The following is a 25,310-nucleotide window of genomic DNA, read 5'->3' on the forward strand; positions in this document are numbered from 1 at the left end:
TGATGTCTTTTCTGCTTTTTCTTTTGGCAAAAAATAACATTAGGATAATAAGTAAATCTACGGCTGTCCCAGAATACAGGATTATTGAAGTAACAATATTTTGAATCATAAAACACCTCATTCAAATATATTTTTGAATGTATTTTAACATTAAACTTTGTAGATGTCAACTTCAGCTCCATCAAAATATAGATAAGAAGGTAGTGTAGCAAACATTAAAAAATCCTACCATCGAAATGATAGCAGGGCTTAACTTCAATATCCAGATGATATATTTATCTAAAAAAGGTAGAGTTTGGACTGAAATATAGTGAAATGTATTGAAATTGAAAAAAGAAAAAACGCTTAAAATCAGCGTTTTTCTTATGTATTGATTCGTATTGAATGCTTACTTCACTTCTGTAAACACAACGTGTTTGCGAAGTTTTGGTGAGTATTTCTTCAATTGAAGACGGTCTGGAGTGTTACGTTTGTTTTTAGAAGTAAGGTACAAGCGTTCACCAGATTCTTTGTGTTCAAGTGTAATATTTACGCGCATGGTATCTCCCTTCTATTATTCAGCTGATGCAGCTTTAGCGATCTTACGTCCTTTGTAGTATCCTTTAAGTGATACACGGTGTGAACGTGAGTAATCTCCAGTAGTTTCGTCAAAGTTTACAGATGGAGCTGTTACTTTGTAGTGTGTACGACGTTTGTTTTTCTTCGCTTTTGATGTGCGACGTGCAGGTACTGCCATTTCGTTTTTCTCCTTTTAAGATATAAATTCAATTAGGTTTGATTTTCATCAACTTTAATAGTATATCAAAACTTTTTTGTAAAGTAAAGTTACTTGACAAAAAAAGTTGTATTTTTTTATCATACACTGCTGAATTGTCTGAAAATTTAAAAATTTTCTTCTGTTATTCATATGAAAATTGTGCTATAATGGTAAAAACTGAAATGGGAGGGAACAAATGACAGAATTAGATAAACGTCACCGCAGCAGCATCTATGACAGCATGGTAAAATCACCTAACCGTGCCATGCTTCGTGCGACTGGTATGACAGATAAGGACTTTGAAACACCGATTGTTGGGGTCATTTCGACTTGGGCAGAAAACACACCGTGTAATATTCACTTGCATGACTTTGGGAAATTAGCTAAAGAAGGTGTTAAATCTGCTGGTGCTTGGCCTGTGCAGTTTGGAACCATTACCGTAGCCGACGGTATTGCCATGGGTACACCGGGTATGCGCTTCTCCCTAACGTCTCGTGATATCATCGCAGACTCTATCGAAGCAGCTATGGGTGGCCATAACGTCGATGCCTTCGTAGCTATCGGTGGTTGTGACAAGAACATGCCTGGTTCCATGATTGCAATTGCCAATATGGATATCCCAGCTATTTTCGCTTACGGTGGTACTATCGCCCCTGGAAAATTGGATGGCAAAGACATCGACTTGGTTTCTGTATTTGAAGGAATCGGTAAGTGGAATCACGGCGATATGACTGCTGAGGATGTGAAACGTCTGGAATGTAATGCCTGCCCTGGCCCTGGTGGTTGTGGTGGTATGTATACTGCCAATACTATGGCTACTGCTATCGAAGTTTTGGGGTTGAGTTTACCAGGTTCTTCTTCTCACCCAGCTGAATCTGCTGATAAGAAAGAAGACATCGAAGCAGCCGGTCGTGCAGTTGTCAAAATGCTTGAACTTGGGATAAAACCTTCAGATATCTTGACTCGTGAAGCCTTTGAAGATGCCATTACAGTGACAATGGCTCTAGGTGGTTCTACTAACGCCACTCTTCACTTGCTTGCTATTGCCCACGCAGCTAATGTTGACTTGTCACTTGAGGACTTTAATACCATCCAAGAACGTGTGCCTCACTTGGCCGATTTAAAACCTTCTGGTCAGTATGTCTTCCAAGACCTTTACGAAGTTGGTGGTGTGCCTGCGGTTATGAAGTACTTGCTGGCAAATGGATTCCTTCATGGAGACCGCATCACATGTACTGGTAAGACTGTCGCTGAAAACTTAGCTGACTTTGCAGATCTTACTCCAGGTCAAAAAGTCATCATGCCACTTGAAAATCCTAAACGTGCGGATGGTCCGCTTATCATCTTGAACGGTAATCTTGCTCCTGACGGTGCAGTTGCCAAGGTGTCAGGTGTTAAGGTTCGTCGTCACGTTGGTCCAGCTAAGGTCTTTGACTCTGAAGAAGATGCTATCCAAGCTGTCTTGTCAGATGAAATTGTTGATGGCGATGTTGTCGTTGTTCGTTTCGTTGGTCCTAAGGGTGGTCCTGGTATGCCTGAAATGCTATCACTTTCATCAATGATTGTTGGTAAAGGCCAAGGAGACAAGGTTGCCCTCTTGACAGACGGCCGTTTCTCTGGTGGTACTTATGGTCTCGTTGTCGGACATATCGCTCCTGAAGCTCAGGATGGTGGACCAATTGCTTACCTTCGAACAGGAGATATCGTCACTGTCGACCAAGATACAAAAGAAATTTCCATGGACGTTTCCGATGAAGAATTTGAAAAACGCAAGGCAGAAACAACCTTGCCACCACTATATAGCCGTGGTGTCCTTGGTAAGTATGCCCATACCGTATCTTCTGCATCACGTGGTGCCGTTACAGATTTCTGGAATATGGAACAATCTGGTAAAAAATAAGCACTATTACGGATTGATTTATTACTAACCATTCTAAAAAACATACAAAAAGGATGAAGTTCTTAGGAACTTCATCCTTTTCTAGTATCATAGCCGCAGAGTATGTCAGCTATTCTATTTTTTGTTTTTTCCACAAGAAAACGAGTAGAATAAGAGAAGCTAGTGAAAGCATTACTCCGAAGTTTAACCCTGGAGGATTATATGTCCATACAATCTCATGTTCTCCTTCCGTCAGTGATACACCCATAAAGAAACCAAGCGATTTTTGAACTTCTTGAGCTTGACCATCTACTGTTACACTCCAACCTGAATGGTATGGAATAGTGAAAGTCGCAAAGGATTGTTCACTATTTGTAACATTAACGTGTGCTTTCACTGTTGAATTTGAATAGGAATCAATGGTGATGTCATTTGCTTTTTTAAACTGTTCCAAAGCTTTGGTTAGAGTTGGTATATCGATTGAATAGAATTTAAAATCACGAATATCCCATTCTTTGGCTTTTCCTTCATCAATTGTAAATGTGAGCGTTTTGTTTAAGTTTCCATTTCCAACCACCCATAATTGATTTTCTCGGAATCGATTTTCATAAGGATAACTTGATCCGTCTACCAACACTTTTGATTTAATGACTGAACCGGCTTGTCTTTCTGGAATTTCGACAAAGTACAACTTGTTTGGTTCAAGAGATAATTGCCATTCAATTTTTACCGGAGTACCTTCTTTAGTAATTGTATATTTGTCACCATTTTTCGTTAAATTTTCAACATGAGCTTCTGATACACTTACTTCTTTAAGACCTTCTTTCTCCGAAATTCCCACAACTTGTAACAATTGATTTAAATTGTTAACAGGTTTGTGCTTTTCAAAGTTTACATTTGTTGCAAGATCCTTATTTGTTAAATATCCCAAGGAGAGGGCATATGGATTTTGATAAACAGCAAAGTTCTTTAAGGTTCCTTCTTTCTGATATAAACCACGAATATCCGCAAAGACTTTATTTTCATCGCCACCCATCATAAACCGCGAAAAACCAAACATAGAATCTAAAATAATATTTCGCCCTGTATAGTTTACAACTGATTGTGAGGCAGGAAGTCCTAAGTGACTAAATTCTTCAATTAATGTATGCTCTAAACTCGATGTAAAGTGAGAGGCACCATTATAATTATAAGCAATCGGGAAATTGGCATGCGACAATCCCTTATTCATCTCCAGACGTGTAAATTGATTTAATTTACTATAACCTTCTTCATCAAAAGCAATCGCATACTCCATTTGAGTCTTCAAACTAGAATTACTAACGAAAAATGGTACTCTTTTCAGTCCAATAAACGCACCCAATATTAACTCTACAATAACAACTCCGGTTACTATTTGTAGTCTTCGAGATAAATCGACCTTTGTTAGAAAGAATGCACATAAAACGATACTATAAATAATAAATGCAAGTATTTTCTGTAATGTTTCTACATAAGAAAGTGTAGCAAGCATTGAGAACAATAAAATCGACCCAAAACCTATAAGAGCTACCAAAAATTCATTAAATTGGAATCTATTTTTCCACTTCATCAAACTTTCGGAAGCTAAGACCAACATAAAGGCATTTGCAATCCAAGAATTTCTAAAGTAGAAACCGACCGGACGTTGCCCCATATGCCAAATCTGATCAAAGCCTTGAATATTGAAGGAAAGTAATAAAATCAACAATACGAATGTTGCAGATAATTTGCTACGAAGGAAAATTTCTTTTTTTACATAGAAAACAAACAGTCCAAAAAGACCTAAACTTCCAATGAAAAGGTGCGGTAAGGCTTTTGGGTCCCCCCACTCTTTTTCACTAAAAGAGCCTAAAATAAATTTTTGAGGAAAAGTTATAAGATCATTTACGATTTTAGAAGACCATTCAAATGTACTTCCTGCACTTGCCTTACTTTCTACCAAGGCACCAAAGACTGGTAGCAGCCAGAACATTGCAAGTCCTACTCCAATCATTGCAAACAATGCAACCCTACCTATTTTCAATAGGTAGTCTTTCAAGGAAGCTTTCTTTGAAAAAACAGCATAGAATGCATATAGAGCCACAAAAAGGCACATCATATACCCTGTATAGAAATTCGTAATCAAGCTGACTGCAAGGAAAATCGGTAATTTAAGTGATCGTTTTCCTTCTACGATTTCTTCAATACCAAGAAGAATGATAGGAACGTAAATTAGATTATCTAAAAAGTTGGGATTGAAATGCTGAGATACAATAAATCCACTAAGCGCATAAGATGTAGATAAACCTAATGAAAGCCAGTAATTTTTGCTAATACCTTGATATTTCTTTTCAAGAAAATATCCAAACGCCACTCCCATTACTCCAAAGCGAATGAGTGGAATCACATAACTCAAAATATGAAATGTCGAAATTGGAAAAATTACGTATAAAAACGTGAAAGGACTTAAACTATTAAAGCCCCATACACTTGGCATTGCTCCTCCCAGGGATTTAGAGAAGGACCAAAACAGACCGCTAAAATCGCCGCTCCAAAATAGTTTATGTAATCCGATATAAAGCGGAAAATATTGTGAAAGAAAATCTCCACTATGCACCGAATTTTGTGAAAAGGGAGTCAACCCTAAACAAAGGAAGACTCCTAACATACCCATAAATGGAACAAAGAATAGCGAACTAAATTTTAATTTCATTTTTGAAATTTTCATTATAGTCTACTCCTACTAAATTAAATCCATTTTTTATAAATTGCAAATCCATAAAGAGAGGTTGATAAGATTGAAATTAGAAAACCTGCAACAAATCCAGCTGGCAAGTAGCTGATTTCAATTGTATGTTCACCTGGTGTAATCTTGTAGGCTAACAAACTATCCCAAACTTTAGCAGTTTCAACTACTTTTCCATCTACTTTAACAGTCCAACCTTTTTCATATGGGATACTGGTCATCATCCAAGTACTGTCATCAGTTATATTAACTGTTCCTTTAAAACTACGATTATCCCAATGAGTTAATTTTATTCCTTGCAGCTGACGTTCTTGAATGATACGATTTGCTAGAGCAGCATTAGAACGAGCCAAGCGCAGTCCAGATAAATTATATTCATTATCCGAATCAATTTCAATCGTTAAATCTGTAGGTTGACCAACTGAATTATGTGCAATTTGAATAAATTGCATTTGTTGGAATTTATCTTGGAATTCATAATTTTTGCCATTTAACATGACACGAATTTTATTTTTGTCTGTATGAGATAATATTTGCGGAATTGCTACCCAATAATCCTCAGCAGATTGAGGTACTAAATGATAGGTAATCGTTCCTGGTTTTGAAGAATCAATACGCTTATAGGTTTCTGGTTTAGACGGATCTACAACTTCCATATTATCCAATTTCATCTCATTTGCTCCGAGTGCAGCTAAATAATTTTCGCTCGTTGCCCCCATAGCTTGTACAATCTTATTTTGATTTTGAATCGGTTGATGGTTCTCTAATTTTACATTCACCGTTGCATCATTAACACCATAAGCAATTGGCAAAATCAAACCTGTCTCGAATGTCTTTGTTCTAGCAGCTTCATAAACAGGTGCTTTTGTCGTAATATCTTTACGCGTTACCATGTTTCCGAATACATACAGTTTGGATGTATCAGGATAGTCCTCTTTAAGCACTGGTTTTGGAGCAACTAGATATTTTACTGAGAAGAGCGCATCTTGGAACGGAGTTCCTTGATAGTAGGTCGTTGCATTAATTCCGTTGTTTCCTAAACGGTCAAATAAATCACGTGTACTATTTTCCAGGTTGGAACTGAAAACCGATAGTCCCGGATAATCCACCATAAATGGATCATTCTTACTTAAATTAAATGATTTGTTAATTCTGTAAAAATCACTGTGGTCAGGTCTAATTGGATTAATCGCTTCCTTTAATTGTAAAACTGCATCGTGATACTTATAAGCGTCTGTATAGCCAACGCGTGATTGAACAAGTGCTGCATTAGCTGTCAACTCAACCACAGTTAAAGCGGCTATAATCATCCAAGAGTGTTTCACTTTAGGATAGAATAAAGCTGCAAGCAAAACCACAAAAATCAAAATCGTTGCAAGACGTTGCCAAACTGTTAAGAAAGAGTGTTGTTGTAACTGTACAATAGAAAAGATAACTGCACCGCTAATCAGTAGGAAGCTAGCTTCTCTCTTAGTAAATCTTTCTACTTCTCGTAGACTTAGATAAGCTAAATAAACTAAAAAGAAAGCAATAATCCATGAGAAGCGATAGAAAAATCCAGCAGGATTTTGTCCCATATGCCACAACTTACTTGTAAATTCATGGGCACAAGAAATCAAAAACACTACGAGAACAAAACTTGCTGCAATTTTACTCCATTTTGAAATCTTACTTGAAATAAAGTAATAAAGTGTTCCTAGTAAACCAAAGCTAGCCACATATATATTTGGCAAGTTAGGTCCAGCTGGCCAAGAAGTATTATCAAAAGCTCCTAAAAAGAGTTTTGCTAAAATCTCAAACGGATTGATTTGTAACTTCCAATCAAATCTCAGAGTGCTTTGCAAGCCCCCTTTTGTTGATACCAAACTAATCAGAATTGGGAGCAATACAGCTGATACTATTCCAACAGCTAGTATAGATGCAGCAGCTAATTTCCCCATTCTTGTTAGAATAACCTTTTTATTTCTTAAGTTCTCTGAACGAATAATGTAGAACAAAGCATAAATGATCACAAAAATGCAGGTCATATAACCCATGTAAAATTGTACAAAGAGAGATAAGGCAAGCATGCCAATATAGCCTCTTGGAGACTTATTATCTAGTACTTGTTCAACCCCAATTAAAACTAATGGAAGCATGATCATTCCATCATAGAAAATTGGGTTCATTTGATAACTAACATTAAACCCATTTAATGCGTAGATGGTAGCGACGATTGGAACCAAGTAGGCCTTATTCTTTAATCCATCATAACGTTTAACCAAGAAATGTGCCATGGTTAATCCCATCGCTCCATAACGTAAGGCAATAACAATTGGAACCACCCATTGGAAATTTTCTTCTGAGGTTAATAGAAAGAGAAAGTTAAATGGACTCAACAAGTTGAAGCCCCAAATCCCTAACATCCCACCTCCAATGGATTTAGAGAAAGAGTAGAAGAAACTACTCCAATCGCCATTTAAAAATAAATGTTTGAAATAAGCATATAAGCCAATATACTGTGCGTTAAAGTCAACCGCCATGAGTGACTTTGTCCCGAAAGGAAAGAAGCCATCAATAGCCCAAGCCACAAACATGATGAGCATAGGCGCAATAAAACTTGCTAGATAGACTTTTTTCTTAGTCGTCATTTTGCTCTCCTTTTACAGTAATGTTCGTTTGGTCAACAAGATAATGTGGACGTTTCTTCACTTCGTAATAAATCTTACCGATGTATTCTCCGAGTACCCCAATAGAAATCAATTGAATTCCACCAAAGAGAACGACTGAGAAGATTGTAGTAAAGTATCCACTCACGAGTGAATCCGGTACTACGAGATATTGGATAAAGGTCCAAAGAACATAAACCAATGAAATTAATAAGCAGAATAAACCAAAATTAATACACATACGTAGAGGTTTATCGTTGAATGATAAAATCCCTTGAATCGCATAGTTCAATGAGAACTTCAACGAGTATTTTGTTTCACCTACAGTACGAACTTGGTTTTCATATTCGATAACTTTTTCGTTAAAGCCGATCCAAGCAAAAATTCCTTTAGAAAAACGATTGTATTCTTGCATAGATATAATGGCGTTTACAACTTTACGGCTAAACAATCGGAATTCAGAGACTCCGTCCATTAGCTCGATATCCATCATTTTATTGGCAAGTTTATAAAAATGTTTAGCTAAAAAAGTACGGTGACGTTTTTCTCCTGTACGTGTACGACGAGCACTTACAACATCGTATCCTTGCTCATAAGCTTCAATCATTTTTGGAAGCATTGCTGGTGGATGCTGCAAATCTCCATCCATTAGAATAACTGCTTCTCCTGTTGCATATTCAAGTCCTGCAATAGTTCCAGCTTCTTTCCCGAAATTTCGACTGAAGCTGATGTATTTAACACGTGAATCGCCAGCTGCGATGGCTAACATACGTTCAAAAGTACGATCCTTACTACCGTCATTAATAAAAATAATTTCAAATTCGGCTTTTGTAATTTGATTGATTTCTTTAACCAATTCATCATACATTTTCTGAATCATATTTTCTTCGTTATAAAACGGAATTACTACAGATAATTTCATATCTATCCTACCTTATTCTTTTTATTATAATCACTTCTACTATAATAACATTTTTTTGAGTGAAGTGGTTACTCTTAACAAAAATTTTTGTTTATTGTATGAAATAAATAAACAAAAAAAGAAAAATATAAATCAGGTCTTTAATCCCAATTCATAATTCATCTTATCTCTCTATTTTTTTATCGTGGTGGAAGTCCTAGTGCTATACGCCCATAACGACTAATGCGTGTAATCTTCCATGCTGGAGACCAGGTAACCTCAACCTTGACATCCTCAATCCCAGTAATTTGTTTTAAACCTGCCACAATCTCGATTGGCAGACTTTCTGCACAATCACAGGCAGTATCAGTGAAGGTCATAACAACTGTACAAAGGCCAGCCTCATCTAAATGAATCTCATAAATCAATCCAAGATTGTATACATCTAACTCTACATCTGTATCATAAACTTTTTCGAGTACTTCAATGATTTGATCTTCCAATGCTAGAGCACGGTCATTAATCTTGATGTCTTCTCTCATTGCATTCCCTCCATTTTTTGATTGCTCCTATTTTCTCATAATTCTGACAATTTGGCAAGTTTTTCCCAATCCTGTTTAAAGCAAAAAAAGTAGAGATGCAATCTCTACTTTTTAGTGATTATTTTGATTTGACAGGTTTGTCTGCGAGAGCTTTAACGGCAGCATTAATGGTTTCTGCGTAAAGTTTTGCTCCTTCATCCTGCTTAGTCGTATCACTACCGAAGTGAACCTGGTCTGTTCCCTTCCAAATATCTGGATGATCTTTGGCGACTTGGTTCCAATCTGCTAGTGCTATATAAGGATATTTTTGTGCCAGTTCACGCGCATAGCTTGCATACTGCTCAACATAAGGTTGCGTTTCCTGCGTTGTATCCCCCTCATATGGAGTTACTAAGACAAGTTGATGTCCTTTTGGAAGATTTGTTATCAGCAGATCCAAATCAGCTTTATAATTTTCAGGATTATTAACGCCAGTCGCAATGACTACAATTTTAGGCAAGGCTTTATTCTGACTGTAATTCAGCATCAATGCATTTGCCTGTTTGGTATTTCGACTGACCTGACCATCAATCTGTGCGTCTGGCAAGACTTCTTTTAGTCCCTCTGAAGCACGCAAGGTGACCGAATCTCCAATGATGGATACACCCTCAGCTATATTATAGCGACTGGCTTCTGCTTGATCTGCCATGGTTTTTGTTCGGTTCATATTGGTTTGCGCCTGATTGAGACCATTAACCATCAAATCCGTTTCAAATGCACCTACTTGAGGAGCTATCAATATCACGACAACGGTAATCAGACCAAGTACTCCAGCACTACCAGCAAAGACCGGTTTAATATGCGGAATTTCTTTTGCCTTTTGCAAGAGATCAGTAGATTTTCCTGCTACTAAAGGTTCGATAACATAGAAAGAAAGGGTTGCGAAGATATAAGAGAAGATGGTGGTTAAAATCACTGCCGGAATATTTCCCATTAACTGTGAGAAAATAATATAAAACGGCCAGTGGAAAAGATAGACAGCATAGCTGGTATCCGCTAAAAAGCTAATAATCTTTGGCTCTTTGATCGTCAGTGTTTTCTCATGCAAGACGCGTGCCGCAACAATCATCAAAAGCGCTGCTAAACTTGCAAACAAGAAGCCGAGTAAATAGGCAAAGAGATATGTAAATTTCACAAAGAAGGTCAGTAAGAGCAAGACTCCAAGCCCAGCTCCAAAAACTAGCAAAGTCTGCTTCAAATCCAAGCTTCTATTCAAACGTTTAAGAAGTGGCGTTGCATGACGAACCCCTATTACGGTAGCAAGCACACTACCTAAGAAGAATGGATACACATGAGTCAAACTTGAAAAGTATACTGTTGAATAAGAACTTACAATAAAACTACCGATAAACATCGAAAGGAAACTGACGATAAAGGCAGCTGATGAAAGTAGAAAGATAGTTCCTCGTAGTTGTCCGCTTGATTTCGCTCGCTTAGATAGGAACCAGACTGCCAAGCCCCACAAGATATAATAATGAACTTCAACAGCTAAGCTCCAGTTGTGAACAAAGAGATGAGGGATAAACTGAGATTCATAACTTCCTCCTGTCAGCATTTCATAGAAGTTAGTCATAAATCCTAGGACACCAGCAATCTGACCACCAATTCCTGCCACATAATCTTGGCGAACCAAGAAGGTGAATGGCATGATGACAAGAATCATTAAAACAACCGGTGGAAAAATCCGATAGAAACGTCTTCTAAAAAATCCTAAGATATCAATCTTCCCTTTTTGTCCAAATTCTTCTAATAAAAGTGATGTGATCAGAAAACCTGAGAAGGTAAAGAAGACGTCAACCCCAAAGAAACCTCCTGGGAAAGTCGTTTGAAAGAAATGATACAAGAGTACCAAAAGCAAACCTGTAATCCTAATCAAGGAAAACCATTTAATACGCATACGAGTCTATTCTCCATTCATTAGATTGGCAAAAAAAGCCATCTAACTTTCATTCATAGTACCTTTATTTTATCAAAAAAAACAGAAAAATCCTAAGATAAAACTTAGGATTTTTAGTGGATTTCAAGCCAAATTTAGAAATTTCGCCCTGACTTGTTATAACCATATTTTTCAACAAAATGCTCACGGAATTCCAAGAGATTGTCATCCATGATAGCCTGGCGAACCTGCTTCATGAGGTTTACCAAGAAGTAGAGATTATGGTAACTTGTCAAGCGGATACCAAATGTTTCATCTGCCTTAAGTAAATGGCGTAGATAAGCACGGGTATAATTCTTACATGTGTAGCAATCACACTCTGGATCAAGTGGTGTAAAGTCCTCCGCAAACTGAGCATTCTTGACTACCAAGCGACCTTGACTGGTCATACAAGTCCCGTTACGAGCGATACGAGTCGGCAAGACACAGTCAAACATATCGACACCACGGATAACACCATCAATCAAGCTATCTGGCGCTCCTACTCCCATCAAGTAACGAGGTTTGTTCTCAGGAAGCAGTTGGGTCGTAAAGTCCAAAACTGCATTCATCTCTTCGTGGGTTTCTCCAACGGCTAGTCCTCCGATAGAGTAGCCTGGGAAGTCCATACTTACAAGATCATGAGCTGATTGACGACGCAGATCTTCAAATCCTGCCCCCTGTACAATCCCAAATAGACCTTGATCATGTGGACGACGGTGAGCCTTTAAACCACGCTCTGCCCAACGGCTAGTACGTTCAATCGATTTTTTCACATAATCATAGGGTTGATAAAATTGGGGACATTCGTCAAAGGACATCATGATGTCTGAGCCCAGATTGTTTTGAATAGAAATGGCCTTTTCAGGTGAAAGAAACATCTTAGAACCGTTGAGGTGGTTCTTGAAGGTTACCCCTTCTTCTGTAATATTACGGCTGTCTGCTAGGGAATACACTTGGAATCCACCGCTATCCGTTAAGATTGGTTGGTCCCAATTCATGAACTTGTGAAGACCTCCAGCACGGGCAATGAGTTCGTCCCCAGGGCGAAGCCACAAGTGATAGGTGTTGGATAGGATAATCCCTGAACCCATCTCTTTCAATTCTTCTGGCGACTGAGTCTTGACCGTTGCCTGAGTGCCTACCGGCATAAACATAGGCGTTGGAAAGGTGCCATGGGGTGTGATAATCTCACCCAAACGAGCTCCTGTGTGTTTTTCTTTTTTAATCAATCGATATTTAATTGGCGAATCTGACATTTTTACCTCCGAAGCTGGGAAAGACAGTCCCAGTTCTTACTTTGTGCCCAAGGGCATACTGTATGATTCTATCAAAAAAAACAGGAACTGTCACGAACTATGGTATAATGAAAGAATGAAGTACCCAAAAATTAATTTAAAAGAAGTTCGCGAGCAGGCTAGACAATTTCAAGCCGAGCACCCTCGCTTGCTGCTTGTCTTTTTATTACCAAGTATTCTCTTTATTCTATCGAGCTTTATCAGACCTTTATCCCTACTTGATGAAGGCATTCTTGAACAGTCCTTCTTGAGTTTTCTAGGGATTACAATCCAGTCCGCTCTCTTTCCGATAGCCGTTGGATTTACAAGTGCCATCATCCTAGCTGGTGCTCTCTTTACCACGATTAATCTTTACAGAATTTCTGAGATAGAACTTTCCTTTAAAGATAGTCTGTCCTTGCTTGACAACCGCTTCTTTACCCAAACTTTTCTAACGCTCTTACTCAAGCGTTTCTATCTCTTTTTATGGAGCATCCCTAATCTTTTTGGAGTCTACTTGCTCTTTTATAGCAGTGCCATGGCTCGTAAATTTGTGGAACTTCATCCTGAATTTCCATCTGTCGACGTGACAAATCCAGATATCGAACACTTCCTACTGACTTTTGCTCTCTATTTCTTTGGTAGCGTCCTAGTAATGATTTTGGGGACCATTATCTATCTGCCACAATATTATGCCTATTCCCAAGTTGAACTACTTTTATGTGACACCCTTGCAATCGGAATTGCCAAACCGAGCCGCGTGCTTCATACCAGCCGCTTTCTCATGAAAGGCTATAAGTTCCAACGCTTTGTCCTTGATTTACAGCTACTTCCTTGGTATATCCTTATCTGGATTAGCTTTGGAATCGCAAGCATCTCTATCTTCCCTTATATCTATAGTAGCCAAATCTTCTTCTATCAAAGACTGCTTGAAATCAAGCGGAGAAAAGTTTAACAGCAGTTATTAAAAACCAGCACCTTCATAGAAAGTGCTGCTTTTTTTATTTTAACCAGAACTACTCTCCAAAAATATAAAACAGTCTCCTCGTCATGTTTCTATAAGGCTTTTTATCTATATTTATGCCTGAATTTTTTCACTACCTAAGAATTCGAAATAGAAAAAAGAAGCGGAAACTGAATCAGTTCCCAACTTCTCATTCATTATTAGTTCATTGATACGTGAACGTGGTCATAGTGGTTTTCTGTGACGCTACCACGATCTGGCATTGGATTCCAAGTGTAGGCTGGTCCGTATTTGCTATCGTATGGTGCGTAGAAACGTTGTTTCCAGATGATGTAGTTGATTCCACGGCTAGCCATATTTTGGATAGCATAATCTGCAATTTGATCACCGAGAGCTGAACTTACTGGAACCATGAAGTCAATAGCAAGACCTTTTCCGTGGTCACCTGGATCTCCTGGACGGTAACCACTAAATGATGTGATACCAAACAAGTTAGCTACTTCTTCTTTAAATGCAGCTGTTTGTGGTTGAAGACCTGCATTTTCAGATTTTGTTGCTGCAATAGTTGCATAATCAGGAGCCGCTGGCGCTGTATAAGTTGCTGATGCACCTTGACTTGGTTCAGCTTGGTAAGTTGCTGGAGCTGATTGAGCTTCTGTTACAGCCTCAGTTGTTGCTTCTGTAGTCGTTGTTTCTTCAACTGTTGTAGTTGTTTCAACGACCGTAGTTGTTTCCTCAACTGTTGTAGTTGGTTCAGCGACCGTAGTTGGTTCAGCGACCGTAGTTATTTCCTCAACTGTAGTTGTTGGTTCAGCGACCGTAGTTGTTTCTTCAACGACAGGTGCCACAGCTTCGGTAGTTGCTTCTGCTGTTGTTGCTTCTGATGATACTGTAGTTTCTGCTACAGCTTCAGTTTCTTCAACTGGTTGTGTCAAATCTTCGACTTGAACAGTTTGTTCATCTACTGTTACTTGATTCGTTGTTAAATCTGCTGTTGCACTTGCTACATCAGAACCAACTTCTTGAGGTGTATAAACCTCAACCTCAGTTACTTCTTCATTTTCGTTAACAATTGTAGTCAGTACAGTTTCTGGGAAAATCAAGTCAATATTCGTTATTTTGTTCAAGTTTGCAAGGACATTTAAGTCTACTCCCAAAGCCTCTGCAATCGTGCTTAGGGTATCTCCGTACTTAATAGTGTAACTTGTTTTATTTTCGCTTTTAGCAACATCGTTTTGAATTTGCTCAACTGTACGTGGTGACCATACAATTTCTTCTGCTTGAGTCGCCAAGGTAGGGGCAAGTGATAGAGCTACTGTTGATGCTAAAATAATTCGTTTCTTCATACTATTCAAACTCCTTTTCAAATGTAGTACCTTTCTATCATAACATAAAGAAAAAAGAAAAAAAGCCCTTTGGGGGCTATTTAATAAAACTGTCTAGTCTCTGTAACAAACCAGATTATTTGAAATAGTTTGTATGAATTTTGTCACAAAGCTGACATATTCTCTTTCATAAAGAGAGAGAAGGAATATCCGCTAAACAAGAAATCTGATGATTGCAATCCACCGGAGTTCCAAGGAAATTGATACTCTGGATGCCACTGTTTTGAGCAAAATCAATATCTAAGGTCCGGTCCCCTATATAAAAGGTGCGCTCTGGTTTTAAACAGTACTTACTGATAAGGTAGGTCGCTGCTTCTGGATTTGGTTTACGAGCAAAACCACTCTGGCTTGTCAAAATTTCTGTGAAATAAACATCCAATCCCAAATCTCGTAAAATAGTCAAGGCATTATCGCCTTTGTGGGTGTAGACAAATTGTTGAATTCCCTGCTGATTTGCCCAGGCTAAAACCTCGCGGGCCCCCGGCATCAAGATGACCTGGGCATTCTTTTCAGCCAAACTCTGAGCACGAACTTGATTGAGCTTATCAACATCCAAGCCTCTTTCTTCTGCCACTTGCACTAGTAAATCCTGGACAGAGTATTTCAAGATAAAAGCTCGAACTTTTTCCTTGTCAAAAGGAATGGAAAACTGATGATAGGTTTCCTCAATCCCTGACAAAATAGCTTCATAGGAGTCCAATAAGGTCCCGTCTAAATCCCAAATAAAAGCCGTTTCTTGCATTTCTTATCCTTTCAATGTCATATAAGATTTGTAACGATAGCGTAGGAAAATCCAACGGAAACCATTATCCAAAAGCGTTCCTGCCCAGATACCAGGCAAACCCCAGCCTAGAACAATTCCCATCAGGTAACCAGTCCCAATACGGATGCACCACATTCCAATACTTGTCGCATAAAAGGGAAGTCGGGCATTTCCCAAACCTTGCCAGACAGCTGTATAAATGACAGTTCCTGTTGTCATAGGAGTCCCTAAAAGTGAAAAAAGAGTCACTAAAACACTGGCTTTGATAGCCACAGAATCGCTGGTGTAGAGATAGCTTAGTGGTGTCCCGAGAGCATAGATACTAAGTGTTAAAGGCAACATGAGAAAGAAAGACAAGCAAAAAGTTTGCTTACTTAGTCTGTCCACCCTTGCCCAATCATTCTCCCCAACTGCTCGAGCTACCTGCATGACTGTTGCTGTAGCGACACCGAAGGCAGGCATATAGTTGAACTGAGTCAAAACTTCACCGATAGCATTTCCCGCGACTGCCTCCGTCCCAAAGGAAACAACCAAGGCAATTATGACTACATCACCAGCCCTCATCATGAGACGTTCTCCCGCTGCAGGTAAAGCCAAGGTCAGCAGGTCTTTATCCAGTCCAAACGTCGGTCTCATATATGGAAGTTTTAATTGTGACCACAAAATTACAACCCCGATCAAACGAGACAAAATAGTCCCCCAAGCTACACCAGCTATCCCCATATCAAGGATAAAAATGGCGACACTTGAAAAAAGGATATTTAAAGCATTGGATAAAAAACTAACATAAAGCGGCAGTCGAGGATTGTGGGTAGCGCGAATCAAGGCTCCTAGACTAGTCATCAAGCCCAGGAGAACGATTGTCCCACCAACTAAAGATAGGTATAAGCCACCACTCTCAGCTACAGACGCTTCTGTTCCTAAAAGGCCAATCATCTCTCGTCCTGCAAAGATGGACAAGACCCCTAAAACTAAACTCAGTAGTAGGGTAATCTTAAGTGCTTCTGTCACATGGTAGGCTAGTCTAGATTGATCTTTCTGTCCCAAACTTTTGGAAATGACACTGGAAATAGCCGCTCCCAAAGCAATAAAAATCGCTTGGTAAATGGTTATAATATTGCCCGCTACAGACACACCCGAAATGGCGATTAAGCCCAGATGTGCCACCAGATAGCTATCCACCATCCCCATAAGCATCTGCAAGAAATTTTCACCCATGGCTGGCAGGGCTATGTTGAGAATGTCTTTATTTTTCTTAAACAATCCTTCCTCCTGATGAAAAGAAACTCAGTTAGTTTCCCAACCGAGTTTACTTCCTCTCTTTTAAAGTCCTAAATAAGATTCTACTGCTGCCTGCATATCTGCCGCTGCAACAGTTGTCTTGTGACGAACTGGAGCTGTTTCGAGGCCATCAACTGCTGGTGGCACTGCCACTCCTGAAATTTCGTGCAACTGAGCCAAGGCCTCAAAGTCGCTCAATCCTGATTTCCCTGTTACAGCTTCTACTGCAACTACTGGGAATTTATATGGGCTAGCTGTTGAAGCAATTACGGTCTTAGCCGCATCGCCTGTAGCTGCTTGGTATTTTTTATATACGGCTGAGGCAACTGCTGTATGAGGGTCCTCAATATAAGCATCTGACTCATAAACACGCTTAATTTCTGCTGCTGTTTCTGCTTCCGTCGCATACTCTGCTACAAAAAGGTCAAGAATCTCTGCATCAAAATCAGTCAACTCATACTGACCTTGGTTATTCAAAGCATTCATGAGTTCAGCTGTCTTAACCGCATCATTTCCCAAAAGATGGAAAATCAAGCGCTCTAGGTTTGAAGACACTAAGATATCCATAGATGGGCTAGTGGTTACCTTAAACTCACGCTTCTTGTCATAAACACGAGTTTTAAAGAAATCTGTCAAAACATTGTTGTCATTTGAAGCACAGATCAATTTACCGACTGGTAGGCCGATTTGTTTGGCGTAAAAGGCTGCCAAGATATTTCCAAAGTTTCCTGTCGGTACGGTGAAGTTAACCTTGTCACCAGCCTTAATCTCGCCAGTTTTAACAAGCTGAGCGTAGGCATACACATAATAGACAATCTGTGGGACCAAACGACCGATATTCATAGAGTTAGCTGATGAGAACTGGAGCTTGTTGGCTGCCAATTTCTCACGAAGAGCCACATCATTGAACATATGTTTCACATTAGTCTGAGCATCGTCAAAGTTTCCATCAATAGCGATAACATGGGTATTTTCGCCTGTTTGAGTGGTCATTTGCAACTCTTGTACCTTGCTGACACCGTCTTTTGGATAAAAGACGATAATTTCAGTACCTTGAACATCTGCAAAACCTGCCATAGCAGCTTTCCCAGTATCTCCAGATGTCGCTGTCAAGATGACAATTTTGTTTTCCAAACCGTGTTTCTTAGCTGCCGTTGTCATAAAGTATGGCAAGATGGACAAGGCCATATCCTTGAAGGCAATGGTTGAACCGTGGAAAAGTTCCAAGTTGTATTGGCCATCGAGTTTGACAAGAGGGGCAATAGCTGGTGTATCAAACTTGCTGTCATAGGCGTTGGTGATACAGTAGTCCAACTCTTCTGCTGTAAAGTCATCCAAGAAAGCTGACAAGACAAGCTTAGCTACCTCTTGGTAAGAAGCGTCCTTTAATGTTTCAAAATCCAAATCAACCTTTGGATAGCTAACTGGAGTAAACAAGCCTCCATCTGTTGCCAAGCCCTGCAAAATCGCTTGGCTGGCTGTTACTGTATTGTTCGCATCACGCGTTGATTGATAAACTAATGTCATAAATCTCTATCCTTTATCTATAGTCTCATTCATTATAACATGATTTTTCAGAAAATTCTTCCGTTATAAGAAAATTATACGTCCAATTCTTCTTTCAAAGGTTCTAAATAAGTCGTTTCACTCTGACCTCTCATCTCAAGTCCTTGCTCTGCTATAGCTAGCAAGTCTTTGGAGAACTGGACAATCCCTGCTGTTTCTTCATCTGTGAGGTGTTTCTTAGAAAATTGTCTTCTCAAAAACTTGTAGTCACGACCAAATCTCTCAAAGAAAGGTGCAGTTTCTAGATAAGTTTCAAGCTTGTCTAGATTCACCAAAAGTCCCAAGTGAAAGGCTGCTGAAGCAAAGGTGCGGTCTAGTGGTTGGGTACAAACACTCCGAAATTCAACTGTGCCTCTTGTTGTCAAGTCTTGAAACTGGTAGCTACGGTGCGTTTGGAAATCCTTTTCTAGAGGAACAAGAAGAGTTTCTTTCCCATTTAGAGTATAAGCAGGAATCTCATCAGTAGCTAGGTAATCTCTAGCTTGAATCGGAGAAAAATAATAGGTTTCTCCATCTCGTTCTGCTGTGAAAATCGCAGAATGGTCTAAATAATCAAAGAAATCATCCTCATTTTGAAATAGTTTTGAATTGACACCAACATTCTCTGGATAAATCCCATGCATAGAGTCTTCCCAAAAAATATCTCGTGAAATCTGGGTGTCCCAGTCCGCTCCAGAAAACTCAGAATTGGCAAACAGGTAAGCTTTGGCTGCCTCTATCTGTGTGAAAGCATTGATGACACGTAGGTAGTTATCGGTCGAAACATCCAACTGGACTTGACTCCCGCAGATGAAGGCTCCGTATTGTGGAAAGTCATGTAAATGCGCACTTTCTTGGTGACTCCCCATACTCAGATAATCCATCAGCATCTGATAGCGTGGATAAGCCACAGGTCGGTTGTCATTTTGATTCCAATTTGGGTGAATCCCCCAACCCTGGATAGCATGATTCTTTTCGCCTAGCTTTTCTTGAATTACCTTCATATAGGCCTGAAAACGTCCTTCAACCTCTTGGATATTCTGAGCCCTACCAAAGGCAAATTCCAAGGTCGTGTAGGAAACCTCAAACAGAATTCGATCTTGACTCAACGGTTCTACAAGTTGAATCGGATTGCCCTCCTGGTCTACCTTTTCAACTTTCAGACTGAGAGCATCCACCAAAAAGCGCAACAAATCCTTGCTGACTTCAATATCTGTAGGTTGGCCTTTCGTATGAACGATCGGAAACTCCAACTCAATACCGATGTAGAGATCTGGATTTTCTTTGATATTTTTTAAATAGCGGTCTTTTAATAACTGAATTGAAGGGGACATATATACCTCTCACTCTAACTTCTCATACTAGAAAATAAATTACTCTCTATTATACCAAAAATCGGAGATAATCTTGTCGAAAACAAACTTTTTACAAAATAAGGGCAGTTTTGGAATTTATATTAAATTTTACATGTTTGCTTTTAAAACCTCTTCTAAAAATGTTGATATATCAATATCTTCAAAAATCATTACTCCTATAATTTTTGTATAATTTAATTTAATTTGTTGATTTTTTTATGAAAACGGTTTATACTTAGTTAGTCTTAAAGTTTTCTTAAACTACAAGTCAAACATTTTATAAGGAGGAATGACAATAATGAGTATCGGAATCATTATTGCGAGTCACGGTGAATTTGCCGCGGGTATTCATCAGTCAGGATCTATGATCTTTGGTGAACAAGAAAAGGTTCAAGTTGTAACCTTTATGCCAAACGAAGGTCCAGATGATTTATACGCAAAATTCAACAATGCTGTGGCTGCATTTGACGCAGAAGATGAGGTTCTAGTCTTGGCTGACCTTTGGAGTGGTTCTCCATTTAACCAAGCTAGCCGCGTAATGGGAGAAAATCCTGAGCGTAAATTTGCCATCATCACAGGACTTAACTTGCCGATGTTAATCCAAGCCTACACCGAACGCCTGATGGACGCTAATGCCGGAGTGGCTAAAGTTGCTGCGAACATCATCAAAGAAGCCAAAGATGGCATCAAGGCTCTTCCAGAAGAGCTAAACCCAGCTGAGGAAGTTGCTACTGCTGCAACTGCTCCTGTAGCCCAAGCTGCTATTCCAGAAGGAACAGTTATCGGAGACGGTAAATTGAAAATCAATCTTGCACGTCTTGACACACGTCTCCTTCACGGGCAAGTCGCAACTGCTTGGACACCAGATTCAAAAGCAGACCGTATCATCGTTGCTTCAGATAACGTTGCAAACGACGATCTTCGTAAAGAATTGATCAAACAAGCAGCTCCAAACGGAGTGAAGGCTAACGTTGTTCCAATCAAAAAATTGATTGAGGTTGCAAAAGACCCTCGTTTTGGTAACACACACGCCCTTATCTTGTTTGAAACACCTCAAGATGCCCTCCGTGCTATCGAAGGCGGTGTACCAATCAAGACTCTTAACGTAGGATCTATGGCTCACTCAACTGGTAAAACAATGGTCAACAACGTATTGTCAATGGACAAAGAAGACGTTGCTACATTTGAAAAAATGCGTGACCTTGGTGTTGAATTTGACGTACGTAAAGTACCAAACGACACGAAAAAAGATTTGTTTGACTTGATTAGCAAAGCTAACGTTCAATAATTTACATTAAATAGAAAAGGAATAAAACCATGTCAGATATTTCAATCATTTCTGCTATCTTGGTTGTAGTTGTTGCCTTCTTCGCAGGTCTTGAAGGTATCCTCGACCAATTCCAATTCCATCAACCAATCGTTGCATGTACCCTCATCGGGCTTGTAACTGGTAACCTCGAAGCTGGGGTTATGCTTGGTGGATCACTTCAAATGATTGCCCTTGGTTGGGCTAACATCGGAGCTGCCGTAGCTCCTGACGCTGCTCTTGCCTCTGTTGCAGCTGCAATCATCATGATTAAGGGTGGTAACTTTACTACTGAAGGTATCGCAGTCGCAACTGCAACTGCAATCCCTCTTGCCGTAGCTGGACTTTTCTTGACTATGATCGTTCGTACAATCTCAGTTGGTTTGGTTCACACTGCAGACGCTGCTGCTAAAGAAGGAAATATTGCAGCTGTTGAACGCGCTCACTACTTTGCCCTTGCTCTTCAAGGTCTACGTATTGCTATCCCAGCTGCACTCTTGCTTGCAATGCCAACTGAAGCAGTTCAAGGAGTATTGGAACTTATGCCAGAATGGCTTAAAGGTGGTATGGCTGTCGGTGGTGCCATGGTCGTTGCCGTTGGTTACGCTTTGGTTATCAACATGATGGCTACTCGTGAAGTATGGCCATTCTTTGCTATCGGTTTTGCTCTTGCAGCAATCTCTCAATTGACTTTGATTGCCCTTGGTGTCATCGGTGTTGCCCTTGCCTTCATCTACCTCAACCTTTCTAAACAAGGTGGAAACGGTGGCGGAGGAGCTGCAACTTCTAACGATCCAATCGGTGATATCCTAGAAGACTACTAGAAAGGGGAACAATCATGGCTGAAAAAATTCAATTATCAAAATCAGATCGCCAAAAAGTTTGGTGGCGTTCACAATTCCTTCAAGGTTCATGGAACTACGAACGTATGCAAAACTTGGGTTGGGCTTACTCTTTGATCCCAGCTATCAAGAAACTTTACACTAAAAAAGAAGACCAAGCCGCTGCTCTTGAGCGCCACCTTGAGTTCTTCAACACTCACCCATACGTAGCTGCTCCAATCATGGGGGTTACTCTTGCACTTGAAGAAGAACGCGCAAACGGTACTGACATCGATGATGCTGCTATCCAAGGTGTTAAGATTGGTATGATGGGACCTCTTGCTGGTATCGGTGACCCAGTCTTCTGGTTTACAGTACGTCCTATCCTTGGTGCCCTTGGTGCATCACTTGCAGCAACTGGTAATATCGTTGGACCACTTCTCTTCTTCTTTGGATGGAATGCAATCCGTATGTCTTTCCTTTGGTATACACAAGAGTTTGGTTACAAGGCTGGATCTGAAATCACCAAAGACATGTCAGGTGGTATCTTGAAAGACATCACTAAAGGAGCTTCTATCCTTGGTATGTTCATCCTTGCCGTTCTTGTACAACGTTGGGTATCAATCAACTTCACTATCAACCTTCCAGGTAAACAATTGTCAGAAGGTGCTTACATCGTCTTCCCAGAAGGTCCTGTTACAGGTGGAGAATTGAAGGGAATCCTCGGCCAAGCACTTAGCGGTTTGAGTTTGGATAGCGTTCAACCACAAACGCTTCAAGGTCAGTTGAACTCATTGATCCCAGGATTGATGGGACTTCTCCTTACTTTCCTTTGCATGTGGTTGCTTAAGAAAAAAGTATCTCCAATCACAATCATCCTTGCACTCTTTGCAGTTGGTATCGCAGCTCGTTACTTCGGTATCATGTAATCTCGACGAGAATGTATAAACAAAAAAAGAATCAGATTTATTATCTGATTCTTTTTTACTTTCAATTATTCTGCCAAGGCACCCATTGGATCCCATGGTGCAAGAACGATTGGTTCTGCTTCATAAGCAGCTCGTTCTTCTTCTGTTAGCAATTCCTTACGAACAACGATTTGGTAAGTGTATTCGTCCATCCAAGCATCTGAGGCAACAAAGTAACCATCTGTACCGACCTTGTCTCCCCATGAGTTTTCAACTTTCCACTTAGTTGATTTACCATTTTCATCCAAATCAACACCCGTCAAGACCATAGCGTGGGTCATCAAGCTTTCGCTGTAGTCCAAGCGTCCAGCCTTGTCTTGAGTGAGTTGGATGTCCATGCTTGATTCAAAATCATAGACATCTGTCGCAAGGATTCCTGCTTTACGGTTGCTGAGCTGGCCGACATCTGAACCAAACCAGACAGTTTCTCCTGTCTGCATTTGAGCAATGGCCAATTCTTTCAAGCGTTCCATCGGTACGTTGATGTAGCGAACCGCACGGCTACCGACGACATTGCCTAACATCTCAACTGTATATGATTTACCGTATGGTTTATCAGCAGTTGGAGCATTGATCACAGAAACGTAGTCTTCTAGTGGAAGGTCGACATATTTCTTGTAAAACTCTTGTGGAGTGATGCCTTTTTCGCTTTGGTAGTTGTTATCCTTATCGCGATAAGCAAAGTCAAATTTACGTGGTGGTAGACCTAGTGACATGGCAAGGAAATTAAAGATTTCTTGCAAGAGGTCTTCTTTCTTAGCTTGAACCGTCGCTTGGTCTGCGCCAGAAGCCAAGAGGTCACGCAAGATTTGAGCATCTTGACGAAGCAATTTGTTAAGGATTGCATTGAGCTCACGGCTGCTGCTAGATGAGACAGACTCTGGATAAACAGACTTAGGTACGACACCGTATTTCTCAAAGAGAGAAACTACCATATCCCACTGACCACCATCTTGTTGTGGAGTTTGGAGTAGGAAGCTAACCTTGCGGCTTGTCAATTCTTGGTCAGCAGTCGCAATCACTTGCTCCAAGAACCAGTTAGATTTTTCATACTTGTCCCAGAAGAAGGTGTGGGCTTGTGACAATTCAAATTTTTCAAGTTTGTATTGAGAGATGAGTTTGTGGCGGAAAGTATTAAGTGCCGCAAACATCCAGCAACGACCAGATGCTTTCTGGTTAGTGACCTTGTCCTTTGTCAAATCAAGCGAGAAAACAGGTGTGTTGTCTACATGGCTTTGACGACGCTCAAGGGCTGCAAAAATTCCATTGTGGCTAGCTGCATTTTCGATAGCTTGGTATTTTACATTTGCTTCATAGTTGGCAATTAATTTATCTGTAAATGATTCTTGAATCGCGTTCATAAAATCCTCCTTTTTTCTTACTGTCTATTATAACTCTTTTCACAAAGGAAGCAACCAAAAACTGAAAAAGGTAGGGATATTTCCCCTACCTTTTTCGATTATCCAGTTTATTGAACACTCTCAAGCAAAGCTTCTAGCTCTTCCTTGGTTAAACGACGCCATTCTCCACGTTTCAAATCCTCATCCAAGGTCAAAGTTCCCATGGTTAAACGTTGCAAGTCCACAACTTCCTTACCACAGTAGGCCACCATCCGTTTGACCTGGTGGAATTTCCCTTCTGCAATAGTCACTCGGACCAGGCTTTGATCCTTTCCCGTATCAATAGACACAAGCTCCAGCTTGGCAGGCTGACAGGTAAAGTCCTTGAGTGGAATGCCCTTGGCAAATGTCTCAATATCTTCATCCGTCATGATTCCATTGACTTGCGCAAGATAGGTTTTATCCACATGGCGTTTAGGTGAAAGGAGAGCATGAGCCAGCTTGCCATCATTGGTCAAGAGCAAGAGTCCATGCGTATCGATATCCAAGCGCCCTACCGGGAAAACTTCCTTGGCACGTGCATAGTCATCCAACAAATCCAAGACTGTCTTGTGTTTAGGATCTTCAGTTGCTGAAATAACACCCTGGGGCTTGTTCATCATATAGTAAACAAACTCCTCGTACTCTAACTTTTGCCCGTCAAAACAAATCTCGTCCGTGTCTTCATTGATTTGCAGTTTGGCAGATTTTTCCTTTTTACCATTGACCATCACGCGCCCAGCCTTTAGAAAGTTTTTGACTTCCGTCCGGCTTCCTACTGCACAGGCAACTAAATATTTATCTAATCTCATAGGGCTATTATATCATGAAAAAGCATA

At 39.9% G+C, this 25,310-nt stretch carries 21 protein-coding genes and 1 pseudogene; 6 read left to right on the top strand and 16 right to left on the bottom strand.

Annotated features, from left to right (window positions below):
* Positions 1-109 (bottom strand): cadmium resistance transporter (locus M1F91_RS06810; RefSeq protein ID WP_342664501.1); only part of this gene is annotated, 109 nt, incomplete at its 3' end.
* A 28-nt stretch (positions 110-137) separates the two neighbouring features.
* On the opposite strand from M1F91_RS06810, the pseudogene M1F91_RS06815 reads away from it, so the two are divergent.
* A pseudogene (locus M1F91_RS06815) lies at positions 138-311 on the top strand (FanG protein).
* A 77-nt stretch (positions 312-388) separates the two neighbouring features.
* On the opposite strand, the gene rpmG reads toward M1F91_RS06815, so the two are convergent.
* Together rpmG and rpmF are read right to left on the bottom strand one after the other, a co-directional pair.
* Positions 389-538 carry a 50S ribosomal protein L33 gene (gene rpmG / locus M1F91_RS06820; RefSeq protein WP_001265622.1) on the bottom strand — a complete coding sequence of 50 codons (150 nt, stop codon included), beginning with the start codon at positions 536-538 and terminating at the stop codon, positions 389-391.
* Between the two features lie 15 nt (positions 539-553).
* Complete coding sequence (gene rpmF, locus M1F91_RS06825; protein WP_000290417.1) at positions 554-736, bottom strand: 50S ribosomal protein L32; 183 nt, start codon at positions 734-736, stop codon at positions 554-556.
* Positions 737-953: 217 nt separating this feature from the next.
* On the opposite strand from rpmF, the gene ilvD reads away from it, so the two are divergent.
* Positions 954-2,657, top strand: coding sequence for a dihydroxy-acid dehydratase (gene ilvD, locus M1F91_RS06830; RefSeq protein ID WP_247913104.1), 1,704 nt, complete (start codon positions 954-956; stop codon positions 2,655-2,657).
* Between the two features lie 109 nt (positions 2,658-2,766).
* Here the strand turns inward: ilvD and M1F91_RS06835 are convergent, their stop codons facing one another.
* The 6 genes from M1F91_RS06835 to tgt form a co-directional block, all read right to left on the bottom strand.
* Positions 2,767-5,364, bottom strand: a complete 2,598-nt coding sequence (locus M1F91_RS06835) for a YfhO family protein (protein WP_223333990.1) — start codon at positions 5,362-5,364, stop codon at positions 2,767-2,769.
* A gap of 20 nt (positions 5,365-5,384) precedes the next feature.
* Positions 5,385-8,012 carry a YfhO family protein gene (locus M1F91_RS06840; protein WP_247913105.1) on the bottom strand — a complete coding sequence of 876 codons (2,628 nt, stop codon included), beginning with the start codon at positions 8,010-8,012 and terminating at the stop codon, positions 5,385-5,387.
* Positions 8,002-8,952 (bottom strand): glycosyltransferase family 2 protein, encoded by a 951-nt coding sequence (locus tag M1F91_RS06845; protein ID WP_006149289.1) that lies wholly within the window; start codon positions 8,950-8,952, stop codon positions 8,002-8,004. The genes M1F91_RS06840 and M1F91_RS06845 overlap by 11 nt, the downstream gene beginning before the upstream one ends.
* A gap of 179 nt (positions 8,953-9,131) precedes the next feature.
* Complete coding sequence (locus M1F91_RS06850) at positions 9,132-9,473, bottom strand: metal-sulfur cluster assembly factor (RefSeq protein WP_006155627.1); 342 nt, start codon at positions 9,471-9,473, stop codon at positions 9,132-9,134.
* 118 nt (positions 9,474-9,591) lie between these two features.
* Positions 9,592-11,409: an acyltransferase family protein gene (locus M1F91_RS06855; protein WP_247913106.1), complete on the bottom strand. Its 1,818-nt coding sequence runs from the start codon at positions 11,407-11,409 to the stop codon at positions 9,592-9,594.
* A gap of 134 nt (positions 11,410-11,543) precedes the next feature.
* The gene (tgt, locus tag M1F91_RS06860; protein ID WP_247913107.1) at positions 11,544-12,686 is read right to left on the bottom strand and encodes a tRNA guanosine(34) transglycosylase Tgt; all 1,143 of its coding nucleotides are present in this window, start codon (positions 12,684-12,686) and stop codon (positions 11,544-11,546) included.
* A gap of 115 nt (positions 12,687-12,801) precedes the next feature.
* Here tgt and M1F91_RS06865 point away from each other — a divergent pair, with 115 nt between their 5' ends.
* Positions 12,802-13,659, top strand: a complete 858-nt coding sequence (locus M1F91_RS06865; RefSeq protein ID WP_247913108.1) for a DUF975 family protein — start codon at positions 12,802-12,804, stop codon at positions 13,657-13,659.
* Between the two features lie 209 nt (positions 13,660-13,868).
* Here the strand turns inward: M1F91_RS06865 and M1F91_RS06870 are convergent, their stop codons facing one another.
* The 5 genes from M1F91_RS06870 to M1F91_RS06890 all read right to left on the bottom strand — a co-directional run bounded on the left by M1F91_RS06870 (position 13,869) and on the right by M1F91_RS06890 (position 19,976).
* Entirely contained in the window at positions 13,869-15,014 is a 1,146-nt protein-coding gene (locus tag M1F91_RS06870; RefSeq protein ID WP_247913109.1) for a LysM domain-containing protein, read from the bottom strand.
* A gap of 166 nt (positions 15,015-15,180) precedes the next feature.
* Positions 15,181-15,795, bottom strand: a complete 615-nt coding sequence (locus tag M1F91_RS06875) for an HAD family hydrolase (RefSeq protein WP_247913110.1) — start codon at positions 15,793-15,795, stop codon at positions 15,181-15,183.
* A gap of 3 nt (positions 15,796-15,798) precedes the next feature.
* Positions 15,799-17,079 carry an MATE family efflux transporter gene (locus M1F91_RS06880; protein WP_247913111.1) on the bottom strand — a complete coding sequence of 427 codons (1,281 nt, stop codon included), beginning with the start codon at positions 17,077-17,079 and terminating at the stop codon, positions 15,799-15,801.
* Between the two features lie 60 nt (positions 17,080-17,139).
* Positions 17,140-18,624, bottom strand: a complete 1,485-nt coding sequence (gene thrC, locus M1F91_RS06885; RefSeq protein ID WP_247913112.1) for a threonine synthase — start codon at positions 18,622-18,624, stop codon at positions 17,140-17,142.
* A gap of 74 nt (positions 18,625-18,698) precedes the next feature.
* Complete coding sequence (locus M1F91_RS06890; RefSeq protein ID WP_247913113.1) at positions 18,699-19,976, bottom strand: gamma-glutamylcysteine synthetase; 1,278 nt, start codon at positions 19,974-19,976, stop codon at positions 18,699-18,701.
* Positions 19,977-20,295: 319 nt separating this feature from the next.
* Here M1F91_RS06890 and M1F91_RS06895 point away from each other — a divergent pair, with 319 nt between their 5' ends.
* From M1F91_RS06895 to M1F91_RS06905, 3 genes are read left to right on the top strand one after another with little or no spacing between them, the layout of a single operon-like run.
* The gene (locus tag M1F91_RS06895; RefSeq protein ID WP_247913114.1) at positions 20,296-21,285 is read left to right on the top strand and encodes a PTS sugar transporter subunit IIB; all 990 of its coding nucleotides are present in this window, start codon (positions 20,296-20,298) and stop codon (positions 21,283-21,285) included.
* 29 nt (positions 21,286-21,314) lie between these two features.
* On the top strand, positions 21,315-22,127 hold the full coding sequence (locus M1F91_RS06900; protein WP_006151319.1) for a PTS mannose/fructose/sorbose transporter subunit IIC: 813 nt from the start codon (positions 21,315-21,317) through the stop codon (positions 22,125-22,127).
* A gap of 14 nt (positions 22,128-22,141) precedes the next feature.
* Positions 22,142-23,053, top strand: a complete 912-nt coding sequence (locus tag M1F91_RS06905; protein ID WP_006151300.1) for a PTS system mannose/fructose/sorbose family transporter subunit IID — start codon at positions 22,142-22,144, stop codon at positions 23,051-23,053.
* Positions 23,054-23,118: 65 nt separating this feature from the next.
* Here the strand turns inward: M1F91_RS06905 and pepC are convergent, their stop codons facing one another.
* Together pepC and M1F91_RS06915 are read right to left on the bottom strand one after the other, a co-directional pair.
* Complete coding sequence (gene pepC / locus M1F91_RS06910; RefSeq protein ID WP_247913115.1) at positions 23,119-24,453, bottom strand: aminopeptidase C; 1,335 nt, start codon at positions 24,451-24,453, stop codon at positions 23,119-23,121.
* A gap of 107 nt (positions 24,454-24,560) precedes the next feature.
* Entirely contained in the window at positions 24,561-25,283 is a 723-nt protein-coding gene (locus tag M1F91_RS06915) for a pseudouridine synthase (RefSeq protein ID WP_247913116.1), read from the bottom strand.
* Positions 25,284-25,310: the final 27 nt, after the last annotated feature.

Origin of the sequence: Streptococcus sp. oral taxon 431, assembly GCF_023110115.1 — a bacterium.
GTDB lineage: Bacteria > Bacillota > Bacilli > Lactobacillales > Streptococcaceae > Streptococcus.